General features: G+C 47.4%; 14 protein-coding genes. 11 read left to right on the top strand and 3 right to left on the bottom strand.

The window, feature by feature from the left end; all coding sequences use genetic code 11:
* Positions 1-24 precede the first annotated feature (24 nt).
* From PKOR_RS22105 to ftsZ, 11 genes are read left to right on the top strand one after another with little or no spacing between them, the layout of a single operon-like run.
* On the top strand, positions 25-459 hold the full coding sequence (locus tag PKOR_RS22105; protein WP_052739027.1) for an FtsL-like putative cell division protein: 435 nt from the start codon (positions 25-27) through the stop codon (positions 457-459).
* The gene (locus PKOR_RS22100; protein WP_046313559.1) at positions 449-2,548 is read left to right on the top strand and encodes a penicillin-binding protein; all 2,100 of its coding nucleotides are present in this window, start codon (positions 449-451) and stop codon (positions 2,546-2,548) included. Before PKOR_RS22105 ends, PKOR_RS22100 begins: the two co-directional genes overlap by 11 nt.
* On the top strand, positions 2,548-4,011 hold the full coding sequence (locus tag PKOR_RS22095) for a UDP-N-acetylmuramoyl-L-alanyl-D-glutamate--2,6-diaminopimelate ligase (RefSeq protein WP_046313558.1): 1,464 nt from the start codon (positions 2,548-2,550) through the stop codon (positions 4,009-4,011). The genes PKOR_RS22100 and PKOR_RS22095 overlap by 1 nt, the downstream gene beginning before the upstream one ends.
* A gap of 51 nt (positions 4,012-4,062) precedes the next feature.
* Entirely contained in the window at positions 4,063-5,283 is a 1,221-nt protein-coding gene (gene mraY, locus PKOR_RS22090) for a phospho-N-acetylmuramoyl-pentapeptide-transferase (protein ID WP_046313557.1), read from the top strand.
* A gap of 32 nt (positions 5,284-5,315) precedes the next feature.
* The gene (murD, locus tag PKOR_RS22085; RefSeq protein ID WP_046313556.1) at positions 5,316-6,659 is read left to right on the top strand and encodes a UDP-N-acetylmuramoyl-L-alanine--D-glutamate ligase; all 1,344 of its coding nucleotides are present in this window, start codon (positions 5,316-5,318) and stop codon (positions 6,657-6,659) included.
* Positions 6,660-6,682: 23 nt separating this feature from the next.
* Positions 6,683-7,840, top strand: coding sequence for an FtsW/RodA/SpoVE family cell cycle protein (locus tag PKOR_RS22080; RefSeq protein ID WP_046313555.1), 1,158 nt, complete (start codon positions 6,683-6,685; stop codon positions 7,838-7,840).
* Positions 7,833-8,945, top strand: a complete 1,113-nt coding sequence (murG, locus tag PKOR_RS22075) for an undecaprenyldiphospho-muramoylpentapeptide beta-N-acetylglucosaminyltransferase (protein ID WP_046313554.1) — start codon at positions 7,833-7,835, stop codon at positions 8,943-8,945. The genes PKOR_RS22080 and murG overlap by 8 nt, the downstream gene beginning before the upstream one ends.
* Positions 8,942-10,351, top strand: coding sequence for a UDP-N-acetylmuramate--L-alanine ligase (gene murC, locus PKOR_RS22070; protein ID WP_046313553.1), 1,410 nt, complete (start codon positions 8,942-8,944; stop codon positions 10,349-10,351). The genes murG and murC overlap by 4 nt, the downstream gene beginning before the upstream one ends.
* The gene (locus tag PKOR_RS22065) at positions 10,338-11,099 is read left to right on the top strand and encodes a cell division protein FtsQ/DivIB (protein ID WP_046313552.1); all 762 of its coding nucleotides are present in this window, start codon (positions 10,338-10,340) and stop codon (positions 11,097-11,099) included. Before murC ends, PKOR_RS22065 begins: the two co-directional genes overlap by 14 nt.
* Positions 11,100-11,111: 12 nt before the next feature.
* Positions 11,112-12,404: a cell division protein FtsA gene (gene ftsA, locus PKOR_RS22060; RefSeq protein ID WP_046313551.1), complete on the top strand. Its 1,293-nt coding sequence runs from the start codon at positions 11,112-11,114 to the stop codon at positions 12,402-12,404.
* A 39-nt stretch (positions 12,405-12,443) separates the two neighbouring features.
* A complete protein-coding gene (gene ftsZ / locus PKOR_RS22055) occupies positions 12,444-14,018 on the top strand; it encodes a cell division protein FtsZ (RefSeq protein ID WP_046313550.1) in 1,575 nt (524 codons plus the stop codon).
* Positions 14,019-14,095: 77 nt separating this feature from the next.
* Here the strand turns inward: ftsZ and PKOR_RS22050 are convergent, their stop codons facing one another.
* The 3 genes from PKOR_RS22050 to PKOR_RS22040 all read right to left on the bottom strand — a co-directional run bounded on the left by PKOR_RS22050 (position 14,096) and on the right by PKOR_RS22040 (position 17,621).
* Entirely contained in the window at positions 14,096-14,620 is a 525-nt protein-coding gene (locus tag PKOR_RS22050) for an NADPH-dependent FMN reductase (protein WP_046314772.1), read from the bottom strand.
* Positions 14,621-14,823: 203 nt separating this feature from the next.
* Positions 14,824-15,576, bottom strand: a complete 753-nt coding sequence (locus tag PKOR_RS22045; RefSeq protein WP_046313549.1) for a succinate dehydrogenase/fumarate reductase iron-sulfur subunit — start codon at positions 15,574-15,576, stop codon at positions 14,824-14,826.
* Positions 15,577-15,686: 110 nt separating this feature from the next.
* Positions 15,687-17,621, bottom strand: a complete 1,935-nt coding sequence (locus PKOR_RS22040) for a fumarate reductase/succinate dehydrogenase flavoprotein subunit (RefSeq protein ID WP_046313548.1) — start codon at positions 17,619-17,621, stop codon at positions 15,687-15,689.
* Positions 17,622-17,632: the final 11 nt, after the last annotated feature.

The raw sequence follows: 17,632 nt of genomic DNA, 5'->3' as shown, positions 1-17,632 counted from the left end.
AACTATTAGCTAAAGAGAACAAATATGGCTTCTAATGTACTCACTCAAAGAACAACTGCGCCGAAGGTAAACACGGCGCGTGTGAAGCCAGAGGTAGAAGAACAGCAGAAGAAACCTAAGAAAAAGGGTTTCAGCCTGTTTGCTCTGCTGGATAAGTATGCCAATGTTGATGCCTTGTTTGAGGAGGGTGTGCCGCTGAAATATATGCCGCGCGTCCTGTTTCTGACGGGCATTACGCTTTTATACATCGGGAATACCCACTTCGCTGTGAAAACGATTCGCCAGATAGATAAGGTGAAAGTGGAAGTAGAAGACCTTCGTGCTGATTACTCTACGTTGAAGTCAGAGTACATGGAGGCAAGCAAGCAGTCGGAGGTAGCGCGTAATGTGGCGCCTCTCGGTCTTGAAGAAAGTTCAACCCCGCCTTACCAAGTAATAGTGCCTGCAGATGAGTATTAAGAAATCCATACTGATCCGGGTAAGGCTGGTCTTCCTGTTTGTGTGCCTTTTTGCGTGCGCGATCGTGTACAAGATCGTGCACATTCAATTTCTGGACGGGGATAAGTGGAAGAGCATCTCGAAGGAGCGCCGCATTTTCTATAAACCCGTGCATGCAACCCGTGGGAATATCCTCTCTGATAACGAGAGTATACTGGCCACTTCGCTGCCTTTTTACCGTGTCGCTTTTGACCCTACAGTGACGAAGGCGGAAGTATTTAACAGCGGCATAGACTCACTGGCTATGCTGCTTTCTAAGTTTTACGGGGATAAGTCAGAGGATTACTACCGTCGTAAAATCAAGAATGCGCGCCACTCAGGCAGACGATACATCCGCCTGAACAGCCGCCAGATAAATTATCAGGACAAGAAGCTGATGTCGCGCTGGCCTATCTTCCGGGAGGGTAAAAACAGAGGCGGCGTCATATTCGAGAAAGTGGAAAAACGCTTTAAGCCATTTGGTATACTAGCCGAGCGTACCATCGGGTTTATAAATGAAGATAAGAACGGTGCTGGTTTAGAGTACAGCTATAACGGGCACCTGTCAGGTACGGATGGGGAGGCGCTGTTTGAGCGTATTGCCGGAGGCAGCAAGCCAATATACGACGGTACAGAGGTAAACCCTCAGCATGGCTACGACATCAAAACCACGCTGGACATTAACCTGCAGGACGTAGCTGAAAACGCGCTGTACAAAGCATTGGAGAAGACTGATGCCGAGTATGGTACCGTAATTCTGATGGAGGTAAAAACCGGGGAGATTAAGGCAATGGCTAATCTGGGTAAAACCAAGGGTGGGTATATAGAAGACTATAACTACGCTGTTGGTAACCAGGGACGAACAGAGCCAGGATCCACCTTCAAGCTAGCTTCCATGATGGCGCTTTTCGAACATGCGCCGGAAGTAAAGTTGACAGATACCATTGATACCGGAGACGGACGCTACCGCATCAAGAATACCATCATGACGGATGCGAAGATTAACGGCTACGGGAAGCTAACGGTGCAGCAGGTGTTTGAAAAGTCGTCGAACATCGGGGTGGCAAAGTTAATGGAGCAGTACTTTGGCAATGAGCAGCAGGCTTATGTCGATTACCTGAACAAGTTTGGGCTGAACAGTACGCTTGGTTTCCAGATGGACGGAGAGGCCCGGCCTTATATGAAGGATCCTCAGGACAAGAATTGGTACGGCACCACGCTTACTTCTATGTCTATTGGTTATGAGATGAAGCTCTCTCCACTGCAAACGCTGGCCTTTTACAATGCTGTTGCTAACAATGGCGTAAAGATCCAGCCGATTATAGTGAAAGAGATCCGAAAGGTAGACGAAGTAGTGCAGTCGTTCCAAACGCGTGTGCTGGTAGAAAAAATCTGCTCTGATGAGACGCTGAAGAAGCTTAAAACCATGCTGGAAGGTGTGGTAGAGCACGGAACGGCTAAAAACATACTTAGTGCTGATTACAAAATAGCAGGTAAAACAGGTACTGCGCGCAAAGTAAAAAATGGTCGCTATGTACGTGAATACTCTACTTCTTTTGCTGGCTATTTCCCGGCTGATAATCCGAAGTATAGCTGTATTGTAATCATCGACAGCCCTAGAGGTGTGAATGTGTACGGTGGTGATGTGGCAGCACCTGTCTTCAAGGAGCTGGCTGATAAAGCTTATGCCCGTGACCTGGCGATGCATAAACCAATGCATGCCCGTGTGGTGCCTGATAAGGAAAGTTTGCCAGTAGTGCAGGCAGGCAGCTTCGACGATCTGAAAATGATCTATAATAGCATCGGTATTAGCACGCACACTGGTAATGTTGAGGAAGACTGGGTAAAGGTGGAGCCCAAGCGTCGTTCGCTGGAGTTCAAATCAAACCCTGTGTTGCAGAACAAGGTGCCGGATGTTATCGGAATGACACTTCGCGATGCCTTATACATACTGGGTAACCAGCACCTGAATGTGAAGGTGGAAGGTGCCGGAAAGCATGTAAAAAGTCAGTCACTGGAGCCAGGCACTGACATAAATGAAGATAAGACAATAACGATTATACTTAGCTGATGCAGCTATTACAAACCATACTTCAGGATGTAAACGTGCAAGCCACACACGGCTCATTGGCTGTGGAGGTGCAAGCCATTGCCTTCGACTCGCGACAGGTGCGGGAGGGGGTAATGTTTGTGGCAGTGCGCGGTGTACAGGCTGATGGACATGACTATATACAGAAAGCGGAAGAGGCGAAGGCAGCAGCTATAGTTTGTGAGCAGCTACCGCAGGAGCTTCAGCCAGGTATTACCTACGTGCAGGTGAAGGACTCAGCTGAGGCCTTGGGCCAGCTGGCATCAGCCTACTACGGGCACCCTTCTGAAAAGCTCAAGCTGATAGGCGTAACCGGAACAAACGGAAAAACGACGTCAGTAACGCTATTGCACAAGCTGTTTCGTGAGCTGGGCTATCATGTAGGGCTTATCTCTACAGTACAGAACCAGATTGATGAGGAAGTAATTCCTTCCACACATACCACGCCCGATGCAGTAAAGCTGAATGAGCTTTTGGCGCAGATGGTAAAGGCAGGCTGTACGCACTGCTTTATGGAGGTAAGTTCGCATGCGATGGTGCAACGCAGGGTCGCTGGTATCACGTTTTCTGGTGGTGTGTTTACCAACATTACGCACGACCACCTGGACTACCACGGAACTTTTGAGGAGTACATCAAGGCTAAGAAGTCTTTCTTTGATATACTGCCTAAAAAGGCTTTTGCCTTGGTAAATGCCGATGACAAGCGGGGCCCGGTTATGGTGCAGAACACCAAAGCCAGCGTGCATTTTTATGCTCTTCGCAAAGCTGTTGAGTTCAAGGCGCGCATTATTGATAATACCATCCAAGGACTACATCTGGAGGTAGACGGCCAGGAAATCTGGTGCAAGCTTATCGGAGCCTTCAATGCTTACAACCTGCTGGGCGCTTACGGTGTAGCGGTGTTGTTAGGCGAGGATCCGGTAGAGGCGCTGACAGTGCTTTCAAGTTTAAGTTCTGCTGCAGGCCGTTTCGACTATATGGTGTCGGACTCGCAGGTGACAGGTATTGTGGACTATGCCCATACACCGGACGCCCTGGAGAATGTACTCAACACCATACAGCAGATTCGAAACCCTAAGCAGAAAGTAATAACGCTTATAGGCTGCGGCGGTAACCGCGATGCTGCCAAACGACCGGTGATGGCTGATATTGCTTGCCGCCTAAGCGATAAAGTAATTCTGACATCTGATAACCCACGTTTTGAGGAGCCGCAGGCAATTCTGCAGGACATGCAAAAAGGGGTGAAGCCGCTTGATTATAAAAAAACGCTATCAGTGCTAGACCGTAAGGAGGCTATCAAAACTGCCTGTATGCTGGCCGAGCCGAATGATATCGTACTTGTTGCAGGCAAAGGACACGAGACATACCAGGAAATTAAAGGTGTGAAGTACGACTTTGACGACAAGCAAGTGCTACGCGAGATGTTTCAGCAACTAGGGAAATAAACTTAAAGCCAAACAATTTTTAGCCAAAGGTAACTGATTACAAAATTTTAAATGCTTTATCACCTTTTTACATACCTCGACCGCGAGTTCGATTTTATCGGTGCTGGCGTGTTCCAGTACATTTCCTTCCGGGCAGGTATGGCTACACTTGTGTCGCTGCTAATTGCCATGATTTTCGGAGGCAGACTGATCAAAATCCTGCAGCGCAAGCAGGTTGGTGAGTCTATCCGCGACCTCGGGCTGGAAGGCCAAATGGAAAAGAAAGGGACACCAACTATGGGAGGCCTGATTATTTTGATGGCTATCCTAGTACCTGTGCTGCTGTTCGCTCGCCTCGACAACATTTACGTGCAGCTTATGCTGGTATCTACCGTCTGGCTGGGTATGATCGGTTTCTTGGATGACTATATCAAAGTTTTCAAGAAGAATAAGGAAGGGCTGGCAGGGCGTTTCAAGATTTTAGGACAGGTTGGTCTGGGTCTGATTGTAGGACTTACATTGTACTTCAACGATGATGTCGTAGTGCGCCAGTACATGTTCTCAGATGGTTCAACTTCTGCAGTAAATGCTTCTGCCAAGTACGTGGATGTGCACAGCATGATCACAACGATACCTTTCCGAAAAAACAATGAGCTGGACTACTGCAACCTGTTTTCGTTTGCAGGCCCTCTTTTCGAAGGCTGGTCTTGCTACCTCTATATACCATTTGTGATCCTGGTGATCACGGCTGTATCTAACGGAGCCAACATAACAGACGGCATCGATGGTTTGGCAGCGGGTACATCGGCTATCATCGGTACAACCCTGGCCATTTTTGCCTGGGTGTCTGGTAACACCATCTTTGCTGATTACCTCAATATCATGTTCATTCCGAACTCTGGCGAGTTGGCAATTTTCTGTCTTGCCTTTGTGGGGGCCTGTGTAGGCTTTTTGTGGTACAACACTTATCCGGCACAGGTTTTTATGGGAGATACAGGCAGCTTGGCCATTGGCGGTATCATTGCGGTTCTTGCCCTGATTGTGCGCAAAGAGCTACTTATACCTATCCTCTGTGGGATCTTCCTGATAGAGAACCTGTCGGTGATGCTGCAGGTGAGTTACTTTAAGTACACCAAGAAAAAGTATGGTGAAGGCCGTCGCATCTTTAAGATGTCGCCGCTGCACCACCACTACCAGAAACTGGGCTACCACGAGTCTAAAATTGTAGGGCGCTTCTGGATTATAGGGATCATGCTGGCCATCCTGACGCTGGCAACATTGAAGCTTAGATAAGAGGTAGCCGGAAGCATAACAAAATAACAACTATGAAGATAGCGATACTAGGAGCAGGAGAGAGCGGAGTAGGAGCCGCTTTATTGGCAAAGGCAAAGGGGCTTGAAGTATTCGTGTCTGATAAAGGGGAGATTAAGGAGCAGTATAAAGCAAAGCTGGCTACAGCTGCCATCCCATTTGAAGAAGGTACACATACTTTAGAAAAAATACTCGATGCTAACGAAATCATTAAAAGTCCTGGCATTCCTGATAAGGCTGCAGTCATACAAGAAGCCAGCAAGAAGGAGATTCCAGTGATTTCTGAAATTGAGTTTGCCGGCAGATATACTGATGCAAAGTTCATCTGTATTACAGGCACCAATGGCAAAACCACTACCACGCTGCTTACCTACCACCTGCTTAAAAATGCAGGTATTAATGTAGGGCTGGCAGGAAATATAGGGGAGAGTCTGGCTGAAAAGGTAATCGACAACAAGCACGACTACTATGTATTGGAGCTGAGCAGTTTTCAACTGGACAACATGTACCAGTTCAAGGCGCATATAGGAGTACTTACCAATATCACGCCTGACCATCTCGACAGGTATGAGTACAGCATGGAGAAGTATGCCGCCTCAAAGTTGCGCATCGCCCAGAACATGGCTGGAGCTGATTTCTTCCTGTACAATGCAGATGATGAGAATATAGTCAGTGCCTTCGACTCAGCCAGTTTTGGCGGGACTACCGTGCCTTTCTCTTTGAAGGGTGCCGAAAATGCTAAAGTATACTTTGAGGGTGATAAGATAAAGGTGACCGCAAAGTTCTACGAAGGCACTGTGAATACTTCGAAGTCTAGCCTGATCGGCAAGCATAACCAGTACAACACCATGGCAGCAGTAGCTGTGGCTAAATTGATGGGAGTCGCTGACCAGGAAATTGAGAAGCAGCTAGAGACTTTCCAGAATGCAGAGCATCGCCTTCAGCCAGTAGGTGTAGCCAAAGAAGTTACCTACATCAACGACTCAAAAGCTACAAACGTGGAGGCTGTTTGGTATGCATTGGAAGGTATAAAACAGCCTATTATCTGGATAGCCGGTGGCGTAGACAAGGGTAATGATTACAGCACATTGGTAGAGTTGGCCCGTGAGAAAGTGAAGGTGCTGGTTTGCCTTGGCAAAGATAATGAGAAGCTGAAAGAGACATTTGGGCGCGTAGTGCCGATTATTGCCGAAACTACATCCATTGACTACGCTGTGCGTCTGAGCCGTTCTCTGGCAACACCCGGAGATGTGGTACTGCTGTCGCCAGCTTGTGCCAGCTTCGACCTTTTTGATAATTATGAGCACCGTGGGCAGCGCTTTAAGGAGGCTGTAGAAAAGATAGTTTTGAAAAAGTAATTTAAACGAGTAGAGCCAAAGGTATGGTAAAGCATTGGTTGCAGAAAAACCTGAAGGGAGATTCCGTGCTGTGGGGTATCGTGATCGCGTTCTCGCTGATCAGCGTTGCCGTGGTATACTCTGCCACCGGTACTCTGGCTTATAAAAAGATGGAGGGGAACACAGAGTACTTCCTCTTTAAACATACTTTCCTGATTTTGGTCGGACTGGCATTTATGTGGCTGGCACACAAAATCCCTTACCGCTTCTATTCAAAACTATCGCTGGTGGCGCTGATTGTTTCTGCACCACTCCTGATCATAACTTACTTCTATGGGGCAAATATCAACGAAGCTTCCCGTTGGATCACCATACCTGTTATCAACCAGACTTTTCAGCCCTCCGACTTAGCTAAACTTGCTCTGATCTCTTACCTGGCAAGTATGCTTTCTAAAAAGCAGAAGGAGCTTGAAAACTGGAAGGCTACATTGCTACCCATGATGGTTTGGACTGTGGTTATTTGTGCTATGATAGCGCTGACCAACACTTCCACAGCGCTATTGCTGTTCGCCACCTGCATGCTGCTGATGTTTATTGGCAGGGTTCCAGTCAAATATTTGGGTACAGTTATGCTGATCGGTGTAGTTGTAGGAGGAGGAGCTTTGGCAGCTGGTCAGCGTATGGGCACGGCTATGAGCCGCCTGGAAGACTTTATGGATCCTAATGAGGTGCCGTTTCAGCTGGAGCAGTCTTACATAGCCATTGCTACTGGGGGTGTGGTAGGGAAAGGCCCGGGCAACAGCGACCAGCGTGACATTCTGCCTCACCCTTACTCAGACTTTATTTATGCCATTATACTGGAAGAGTATGGTTTGGTAGGCGGCGTGGTGGTGCTGTTTCTATACCTGGCGCTCCTTTACCGGGGTCTGGTAACTGTTAATAAAAGTGATGGAGCCTTTGCTGGTCTGTTATCAGCAGGGCTGAGCTTTAGCTTAGTGCTGCAGGGAATGGTGAATATGGCTGTGGCTGTAGGACTTGGGCCAATAACGGGTCTGCCGTTACCGCTCCTAAGTATGGGTGGTACCTCTTTGATCTTTACCGGAATTTCTGTTGGAATTATACTTAGCGTGAGCCGCAAAGATTTGAACGAAGAATCTGTGGTTTCTGCTAGCGCACCTTTAAATACACCAGTTAATGCCTAAGCAGGATAGACAATATCGCGTGATCATTAGCGGCGGCGGTACCGGCGGGCATATTTATCCTGCTGTGGCTATTGCTAACCAGTTGCGTGTAGTTAATCCGGAGGCAGAAATTTTGTTTGTGGGTGCGCAGGGCCGTATGGAGATGACACGTGTGCCGGAGGCAGGCTATAAAATTGTGGGCTTATGGATCAGCGGTTTGCAGCGACGGTTAACGCTGGATAACCTGTCTTTCCCACTAAAAGTGATAAGCAGTGTTCGTGCCTCACATAAGATCATTAAAGAGTTTAAGCCAGATGCAGTAGTAGGTGTAGGCGGTTATGCCAGTGGTCCGCTGCTTTATGCAGCTACCTCACGTGGTATACCAGCGCTTATTCAGGAGCAGAATTCTTATGCAGGCATAACAAACAAGCTTCTGGCTAAGCGTGTGCAGAAAGTATGCGTGGCTTATCCCAATATGGAGGCTTTCTTTCCTGCTGATAAAATAGTGCTGACCGGAAATCCGGTACGCGCTGACATCATGAATTTAGATGGAAAGCGTGAAGAGGCGCTGCAACACTTTGGCTTAAGTACAGAGAAGAAAACAATACTGGTAATAGGTGGCAGCCTTGGCGCCAGAACGATCAACCAAAGTATAGCGAGAGGCCTGCAAAGTATAGCCGATGCTGGTTACCAGTTAATCTGGCAAACAGGCAAGGCCTTTTTCCCTAAAGCTCAGGAGCTGGAAGCAAAGTATAAGAACCAAGGCATCCGGGCTCTTGATTTTATCAAGCGCATGGACCTAGCATACGCTGCTGCCGATGTGGTGATTTCCAGAGCTGGGGCCTTATCAATATCTGAGCTTTGCCTTGCCGGGAAACCTGCCGTTTTAGTGCCTTCGCCAAATGTGGCCGAAGACCATCAGACAAAGAATGCCATGGCACTGGTACAGCAGGAGGCTGCTCTACTAGTGCGCGACGTGGAGTCTATGGAAAAGCTGGTGCCAACGGCGCTAGCTTTGTTGAAAAGTGAACAGGAGCAGCAACGACTGCACCAAAATATATTAAAAATGGCGCGGCCAAACGCTGCAGCCGACATCGTAAACGAACTGGTAAAACTGATCAAGTGAGACTGGAGGACTACAGCTATATCTACTTCCTGGGCATTGGCGGCATCGGTATGAGTGCCATCGCCCGCTGGTTCAAGGCTAAGGGGTATCCGGTGTGGGGATATGATAAAACCCGTACCGCGTTAACTGAGGCACTGGAGCAGGAGGGGATTGTTGTGCATTATGAGGATGATGTGGAGCATCTGCCACAGGTAGTTCTCCAGCACAAAGCTGAGACCTTGGTCGTGTTGACTCCAGCCATTCCTGCAGAGCATACCGAGTGGGCGTACCTGAAAGAGCAGGGATATACTATAAAGAAACGCTCCGAAGTACTTGGCATCATTACCGGAGCCGCTTATACAGTGGCTGTGGCTGGAACACATGGTAAAACCACTACCTCCAGTATTGTGGCGCACCTGCTGCATCATGCCGGTGTGGACTGCTCAGCCTTTTTAGGAGGCATTTCTACCAACCTCAACTCAAACCTGCTTATTGGTAAAGGTGAGGTTGAAAAGGAGGTGATTGTAGTGGAGGCCGATGAGTATGATCGTTCCTTCCTGACGCTGTTTCCAGATATTGCCATTGTAACTTCTGCAGACCCAGATCATTTGGATATTTATGGTGATCGGGAGGAACTGATCCGCACTTTCCAGCGGTTCATAAGCCAAATCAAACCAGGAGGTTTCCTGTTTCTGCACGAAGCAACGGACCCGTGTCTGACGGATTTAGTACAGGAGGGGGTGCAGGTTTACAAGTATAGTTTGAACAGTGGAGAGGCACATGTAGAGCACCTACAGGTGAATGGCCGTTGGTTTGAGTTCGATGTGGTAAGCCCGCTTGGTAACATAGGGGGATTGAGGCTAGGGGTGCCTGGTTTCCATAATACTGAGAATACTTTGGCGGCAGTACTAGCAGCACAGGTACTACAGGTGCCAACATCGGATATAAGTGCCGGAGTAGAAGCATTTACAGGTGTAAAGCGTCGGTTTGAGTTTGTCTTTGAAGGGAACGGCAAAGTGTATATCGACGATTATGCACACCACCCAAAAGAGATCGACGCTTTTATGGAATCCCTGCGGGCACTCTATCCTGAAAAACGAATAAAAGTGATATTTCAGCCTCACCTGTTCAGCCGCACGCGTGACTTTGCAGACGAGTTTGCTGAGAGCTTGAGCAAGGCTGATGAACTGGTGTTGCTTGATATATATCCGGCGCGTGAAAAACCGCTGCCTGGAGTTACCTCAGATGTTATTTTACAGCAGGTCACAAGCCCTGTAAAAGAGCTGATGCATAAAGAGGAAGTTGTGGAAAATCTGCTTAAAAACGGCGATTTTGATGTTTTGGCAACTGTTGGAGCCGGTGACATTGACACGCTGGTTAAGCCTATCAGAAATTTTTTAGAAAATAAAGTGTATGGGCTTGAATAGTAGAATAAAATCTTTAATTTTTGCAGGTTGTAGTATCCTATCAATTGGTGCTCTTGCAGGTTTTGCTTCTTCTAAACAGAATGAAAAAATCTGTGAAAAAGTCACAATAAAAATTGATAATGAGTACAACAATTACTTTATTGGGGATAAAGAAGTTCGAGGTTTGCTAACACGAGAAGGCGAACGTAAACTCGAAGGTCTCTCTAATGAGAACATCGATCTGAAAAACCTTGAAAAACGCATAGAATCGCATAAATTTGTGAGGGATGCGGAGGTCTTTAAAGGATTAGATGGAAACATCCAGGTATTTGTAAAACAGAACAGGCCTATTGCAAGAATTATACGATCAGATCAAGATGTATACATCGACGCAGAGGGGAATATTCTTCCGCTCTCAGACAGGTACACCGCTCGTGTAATCCCAATAACTAAGTCAGCTCTAATACAACCAACTGACAAAGGGTTTTTTAAAGATTCCCTAGGCCAGTCTTACCTTTCATTGCTCCAGTTCATCGAGAAGGACGAGTTTTGGAAGGCCCAGCTTGCCCAAATGCATATAGATGGCAAAGGCAAGGTTTCTTTTCTGCCACAGGTAGGCGAACATACGATTGAGTTCGGTAAGCCGGTGAAGGTGGAGGAGAAGTTTAAAAAGTTAGCAATTCTGTATAAGCAGGTTCTGCCTACCATGGGCTGGGAGCGCTACAAAAGAGTTAACGTTGAGTATGAAGATCAGATTATTTGCGAATAATAGACACACGATATGCAGAACGACAAAATAGTAGTAGGCTTGGATATTGGGACAACCAAGGTTTGCGCACTTGTAGGTCGGAGAAATGAGTTTGGCAAGCTGGAGATATTGGGCATGGGTAAAGCCGTGTCAGAGGGAGTGGTGCGAGGCATTGTGAGTAATATCGATAAGACTGTCGAAGCCATAAAGAAAGCGATTAGCCAGGCTGAAGAGCAAGCGAAGATTAACATCGGCGTGGTGAACGTAGGTATTGCAGGGCAGCATATCAAAAGCCTGCAGCACAATGGCAGCATTACACGCCAGGTAACTGACGATGAGATCACAGTGGAGGATGTAAACCGCCTCACCAACGATATGTACCGCTTGGTAACACCTCCGGGCAGTGAGATCATTCACGTGATGCCACAGGAGTATAAAGTTGATTACGAAGAAGGTATCGTGGATCCTGTTGGTATGTCAGGTGTGCGTTTGGAGGGTAACTTCCATATCATCACAGCACAGTCCAATGCCATCAATAATATCAATAAATGTGTCGCCCGCGCAGGCCTCGAAGTAGATCAGTTAATACTGGAGCCATTAGCTTCAAGTATGTCAGTACTGAGCGATGAGGAGAAAGAAGCTGGCGTAGCATTGGTAGATATTGGCGGCGGTACAACAGACCTGGCCATCTTTAAAGACAATATTATCCGCCATACGGCAGTTCTTCCTTTTGGAGGCAACATCATAACCTCTGACATAAAGCAGGGATGTATGGTGATGCAAAACCAGGCTGAGCAGTTAAAGGTGAAGTTCGGAAGAGCAATCGCTGATGAGGCTTCAGATAACGAAATCGTTTCTATACCTGGTCTGCGTGATCGTACTCCGAAGGAAATCTCTATAAAAAACCTGGCTTATATTATTGAGGCCAGAATGGAGGAGATCGTGGAGTTGGTATATGCTGAGATAGTACGCTCAGGTTACGCCAACAGCCTCGCTGGAGGTATTGTAATTACTGGTGGTGGCGCCCAATTGCAGAACCTGGTGCAGCTGGTAGAGTATATTACCGGCATGGATACCCGTATCGGTTATCCGAACGAGCACCTGGGCAGATCGAAAGTTGATGCCGTAAAAGGCCCAATGTACGCCACAAGCGTGGGCCTGGTGTTGGCAGGATATCAGCCACTCGATCAGCGCGTGGAGCGCTACAAAGGAGTAGAAGAGCAAGTATACACAAAGCCGGCTGTGGAGCCTAAGAGTACAAATAGCAACAGCGGTGGGGGACTGCTGCAAAAGCTAAAAGGCTTCTTATCAGACGACATAGACTAACAAATAAACTTATCAACCCATAATAGCAGGAGAAATAGCATGACACCAGCATACACATTTGATTTGCCATCCAGCGGCAAGTCCATAATAAAGGTCATCGGTGTGGGAGGTGGTGGCAGTAATGCCGTTAACCACATGTACAACCAGGGCATCAAAGACGTGGAGTTCATCATCTGTAACACAGATGCACAGGCGCTGCAGAGTGCCGCCGTGCCTAACAAGCTACAGATTGGTGAGAACCTCACAGAGGGACTTGGTGCCGGTGCCAACCCTGAAAAAGGTAAACAAGCTGCTCTGGAAAGTAAGGAGGAGATTCGTGAAATGCTGAGCAATGATACCAAGATGGTGTTTATCACTGCTGGTATGGGTGGAGGTACTGGTACTGGTGCTGCTCCTGTCATTGCCAAAGTGGCGAAGGAATTGGGTATTTTGACAGTGGGTATCGTAACAGCCCCTTTTGCGTTCGAAGGTAGAAAGAAAAAGACTGCCGCAGAGAACGGTGTTAAGGAGCTTGGTGAGAACTGCGACACGATCCTGGTGATCCTGAACGATAAACTTCGCGAGATGTTCGGCAACCTGACCATACGTGAAGCTTTTGCAAAGGCGGACAACGTGTTAACGACTGCCGCAAAGTCTATTGCTGAAATCATAACGGTTACTGCTGAGGTGAACGTGGACTTTGAGGACGTGAAAACGGTAATGAAAGACTCTGGTGCCGCAGTGATGGGTTCTGCGACAACAGAGGGAGAGGGCCGTGCTCTTCGTGCCGCCGAGGAGGCGCTTTCTTCTCCATTGCTGAACAACACTGACATTCATGGGGCTCAGAGAATCCTGCTTTCAATTATGTCTGGTGAGCAGGCCGAGCTGGAAATGGATGAGTTGACAGAAATCACTGAATACATTCAGGACAAAGCCGGCCAGGAAGCTGAGGTTATCTTCGGCCACGGTATTGATGCTTCGCTTGGTCAGAGTATTCGTGTAACTGTGATAGCTACTGGCTTTGCCAGCGATGCGGAGAGCATCATCGAGCCAAAAAAAACAGTTTTTGACTTAGAGAGCCAAAAAAAAATTGAAGTAGCTGAGCCTGCAAAGCCTGAGCCAGAGGTTGCGACATTCGTATCTAAGCCTGTTGCGCCAGCTCCGGTCGCTGCTCCTAAACCTGCAGCTCCGCAACCGCAGCCAAGCAACTTCGATAACAGTGCACCGCGTCGCCCTGAGCAGTCACAGCAGCAGCAAGCACAGCCTCAACCACAGCAGCCACAGCGCATTGTGTTTGAACTGGATGGAAACTCACAAAACGATTTCCAAAACAGCTATCGGGAAGAGGAAGCGCGTGAAGTACGTGAGAAAGAAGAGGCAGCACAGCGCCAGTTGGAAGAGCGTGAGCTGATGCAGCGTCGTGCAGAAGAGCGTCGTGAGCGTCTGCGCATGCTAAGCTCAGAGACTACTTCTGAGGCTATCAAAGAGAAGCTGGAAGTACCTGCTTATCTTCGTCGCAATGTTGCCTTGGATAGAGTAGCTCACTCTTCTGAGAGAAACATCTCTCGTTTCAACTTAAACGATGATAACGAAATACTAGGTGATAACCGTTTTCTACATGATAATGTAGACTAGCAGGTTTGACTAGGTATAAAAAAAGCGCCCGCAGTTTAATAGCTGCGGGCGCTTTTTTTATGTTCTATAGTAGAAGACTAGAATTTGATAAACTGCTCAACATGTTCCTCCAGTAGCTCCTGATACAACTGGTTTGTAAGCTGCTTTCCATTAAAGTTTTTCTCTATGTGAGCTAGTTTGATACGCGTTGCCATTACATGCATTCCTAGGTAGTTAAGGATGTCAGACAAATGGCTAAGCGCCAATCCACTTCCTTGCATACCTGATGATAGACCTATCAAAGCACCTTTTTTATCCTTGAAAGTATAAGGGTAATCCAAGCCATCAATAAAGGCCTTCAGCACACCAGGGAAGGAGGAGTTATACTCTGGTACTGCAAACACAAACTTATCAGCATTGGCAATCATGGCTGTTAGCCTGTTGAACTCTTCGTTCTTGCCTGTATTCTTATACAAGGCTGAATAGGTAAAATCTGCAGGTAGTTCGGCTAGGTCTAATATTTGATATGGCTCTCCATGCTTCTCCAACATTTCAGCATAGATATTAACGATTGCCCTGCTATTTGAATTTGGTCTGTTAGTACCTGATATTAATGTGATCATACGTTTTGACATTCTATCACCCTGTTGGTGCTGGCGGCTTTACTCATAACTGCTGAACCAACAATAGGTTTGAGCGATGCTCGATTTCTATTTTATTGCTAGGTAGCGAAAGTAGAAAGTATAGTTAATTGATGCAATTTCTAAAACATAAAAGGCGAGAACAGTAACTGCCTCGCCTTTTATACTTATAGATTTATATCTCGCTAAAGGTTCTCAGAAGTGGCTTTAGCTGCGATAAATTCTCTTCTAAGCATGTTGATGTTCTCCAAAGAGATACCAACAGGACACTCAGCAGCACAGGCACCAGTGTTTGTACAAGCACCAAATCCTTCAATGTCCATCTGCGCTACCATGTTCTCCACACGTGTTTTACGCTCAGCCTGACCTTGTGGCAACAGTGACAGCTGAGATACCTTGGCAGAAACGAACAGCATAGCTGAGGCATTCTTACAGGCAGCTACACAAGCTCCACACTGTATACAGGTTGCAGCATCAAATGCTTTATCAGCAATTGATTTTGAAATTGGAATAGCGTTGGCATCAGGTACACCACCAGTGTTTACCGATACATAACCACCAGCTTGCTGGATGCGGTCAAACGCTGAACGATCAACTACCAGGTCCTTATGTACCGGGAAGGCAGCTGCTCTCCATGGCTCAATCGTGATGGTTTCACCATCTTTGAAGTGACGCATGTGCAGCTGGCAGGTAGTAGTACCACGCTCTGGGCCATGCGGACGACCATTGATAAAGAGGCTGCACATACCACAGATACCTTCACGGCAGTCGTGGTCAAATGCAATTGGATCCTCTCCTCTTAGCAATATGTCTTCGTTAAGCACGTCCAGCATCTCCAGGAAAGACATATCCGGAGAGATTCCCTTTATAGGGTAGGTCACCATTTGACCTGGTGAATTTTTATCTTTTTGGCGCCAAACCTTTAGTGTAAGGTCCATCGGTTTAGCATTTGGATTACTTCCAGCCATGATATTATCAATTATGAATTACGAATTTAGATCTATGACAGGCTCTATTTCTAAAGCTTATCATAAGTATTCATTATCAATTATTTATAGCTACGCTGCGTCAGCTTAACGTTTTCAAACTTCAGGTCTTCCTTGTGCAGCACTGGGTCGTTACCCACACCTGTAAACTCCCAGGCAGCTACATAGGCAAAGTTCTCGTCGTCACGCAAGGCCTCATTCTCTGGTGTCTGGTATTCTTCGCGGAAGTGACCACCACAAGACTCATTTCTGTGCAGGGCATCTTCTACCATCAGTTCACCAAGTTCCAGGAAGTCAGCAACACGGTTAGCCTTCTCCAGCGTTATATTTAGCTCTTCGTTCACGCCAACAACTTTAACATCACGCCAGAACTCATCACGAAGTTTGCGGATCTCCTGCTTTGCGAACTGCAGGCCTTCAGCATTACGAGCCATACCGCAGTACTCCCACATAATGGCACCAAGTGCTTTGTGGAATTCATCTACTGTGCGGTTACCATTGATTGAAAGAAGTTTGTTGTTGATGTCCACCACGTTTTTCTCAGCTTCCAGGAATGCAGGGTGATCCACCGGAACCTTATCGTAAGGCATTTTAGCCAGGTAATCGCCGATAGTATATGGCAGTACAAAGTAACCGTCTGCCAGACCTTGCATAAGAGCAGATGCACCAAGGCGGTTAGCACCGTGATCAGAGAAGTTTGCCTCACCAGCAGCATATAGACCAGGGATGCTCGTCATCAGGTTGTAGTCAACCCACAGACCACCCATAGTATAGTGTACAGCCGGGTAAATACGCATCGGTCTTTCGTACGGGTTCTCGTCTGTGATCTTCGCATACATCTCGAAGAGGTTACCATACTTGGCTGCAATGGCTGCTTGTCCGTCACGCTTGATAGCATCGGCAAAGTCCAGGTAAACGGCAAGACCTGAGGAACCAACGCCACGACCTTCGTCGCAAACCAGTTTAGCATTACGAGAGGCCACGTCACGTGGTACAAGGTTGCCGAAGGCAGGATACTTACGCTCCAGGTAGTAATCACGGTCAGCTTCAGCGATATCGTTTACAGTGATCTCTCCTTTTCTTAACCTCTCAGCAATCTCTTTGGTCTTTGGCACCCACACACGTCCGTCGTTACGGAGCGACTCTGACATCAGCGTCAGTTTAGACTGATAACCACCGGAAACCGGAATACAGGTTGGGTGAATCTGTGTATAGCAAGGGTTAGCGAAAAGAGCTCCTTTTTTGTATGCTCTCCATGCGGCTGTAGCGTTAGAGCCCATCGCGTTGGTAGAAAGGAAGAACACGTTACCGTAGCCACCTGTTGCCAATACCACTGCGTGTGCACTGTGCGACTCGATCTTACCTGTGATCAGGTTACGAACCACAATACCACGAGCTTTACCGTCAACCATTACAAGGTCCAGCATTTCAGTACGAGGGTACATCTTAACCTTACCGTAAGCGATCTGACGGTTCAGGGCAGAGTAAGCTCCCAATAGCAGCTGCTGTCCAGTTTGGCCACGGGCATAGAAGGTACGGGATACCTGAGCACCACCGAATGAACGGTTAGCCAACAACCCGCCGTAATCACGTGCAAAAGGTACACCCTGCGCCACGCACTGGTCGATGATGTTAACAGATACCTGTGCCAGGCGGTACACGTTTGCCTCACGGGCACGGTAGTCACCACCTTTTATCGTGTCATAGAAGAGACGGAAAACAGAGTCACCGTCGTTTTGGTAGTTCTTGGCAGCGTTGATACCACCTTGTGCTGCAATAGAGTGTGCACGGCGTGGTGAATCCTGAAAGCAGAAAGCCTTAACGTTGTAGCCAAGCTCACCGAAGGTAGCAGCAGCAGAGGCACCGGCAAGACCTGTACCTACTACAATAATATCATACTTGCGCTTGTTGGCCGGGTTAACCAGCTTTACATCAAATTTATGTTTATCCCACTTCTCAGCCAATGGGCCTTCCGGGATTTTAGAATCTAATATCATAGCAACTATAG

This window comes from Pontibacter korlensis (assembly GCF_000973725.1).
Taxonomy (GTDB): Bacteria; Bacteroidota; Bacteroidia; order Cytophagales; family Hymenobacteraceae; genus Pontibacter; species Pontibacter korlensis.
Note: the sequence above shows the minus strand (reverse complement) of the source record. Positions and strands in the feature narration are given on the sequence as shown.

What these genes read in the sequence shown, in the direction of transcription:
- PKOR_RS22045 (WP_046313549.1), bottom strand. Translation starts at nt 15,576, where the DNA reads ATGGACCTTACACTAAAGGTTTGGCGCCAAAAAGATAAAAATTCACCA.
- mraY (WP_046313557.1), top strand. Translation starts at nt 4,063, where the DNA reads ATGCTTTATCACCTTTTTACATACCTCGACCGCGAGTTCGATTTTATC.
- murD (WP_046313556.1), top strand. Translation starts at nt 5,316, where the DNA reads ATGAAGATAGCGATACTAGGAGCAGGAGAGAGCGGAGTAGGAGCCGCT.
- ftsA (WP_046313551.1), top strand. Translation starts at nt 11,112, where the DNA reads ATGCAGAACGACAAAATAGTAGTAGGCTTGGATATTGGGACAACCAAG.
- PKOR_RS22050 (WP_046314772.1), bottom strand. Translation starts at nt 14,620, where the DNA reads ATGATCACATTAATATCAGGTACTAACAGACCAAATTCAAATAGCAGG.
- PKOR_RS22095 (WP_046313558.1), top strand. Translation starts at nt 2,548, where the DNA reads ATGCAGCTATTACAAACCATACTTCAGGATGTAAACGTGCAAGCCACA.
- murG (WP_046313554.1), top strand. Translation starts at nt 7,833, where the DNA reads ATGCCTAAGCAGGATAGACAATATCGCGTGATCATTAGCGGCGGCGGT.
- PKOR_RS22065 (WP_046313552.1), top strand. Translation starts at nt 10,338, where the DNA reads ATGGGCTTGAATAGTAGAATAAAATCTTTAATTTTTGCAGGTTGTAGT.
- PKOR_RS22100 (WP_046313559.1), top strand. Translation starts at nt 449, where the DNA reads ATGAGTATTAAGAAATCCATACTGATCCGGGTAAGGCTGGTCTTCCTG.
- PKOR_RS22040 (WP_046313548.1), bottom strand. Translation starts at nt 17,621, where the DNA reads ATGATATTAGATTCTAAAATCCCGGAAGGCCCATTGGCTGAGAAGTGG.
- ftsZ (WP_046313550.1), top strand. Translation starts at nt 12,444, where the DNA reads ATGACACCAGCATACACATTTGATTTGCCATCCAGCGGCAAGTCCATA.
- PKOR_RS22105 (WP_052739027.1), top strand. Translation starts at nt 25, where the DNA reads ATGGCTTCTAATGTACTCACTCAAAGAACAACTGCGCCGAAGGTAAAC.
- PKOR_RS22080 (WP_046313555.1), top strand. Translation starts at nt 6,683, where the DNA reads ATGGTAAAGCATTGGTTGCAGAAAAACCTGAAGGGAGATTCCGTGCTG.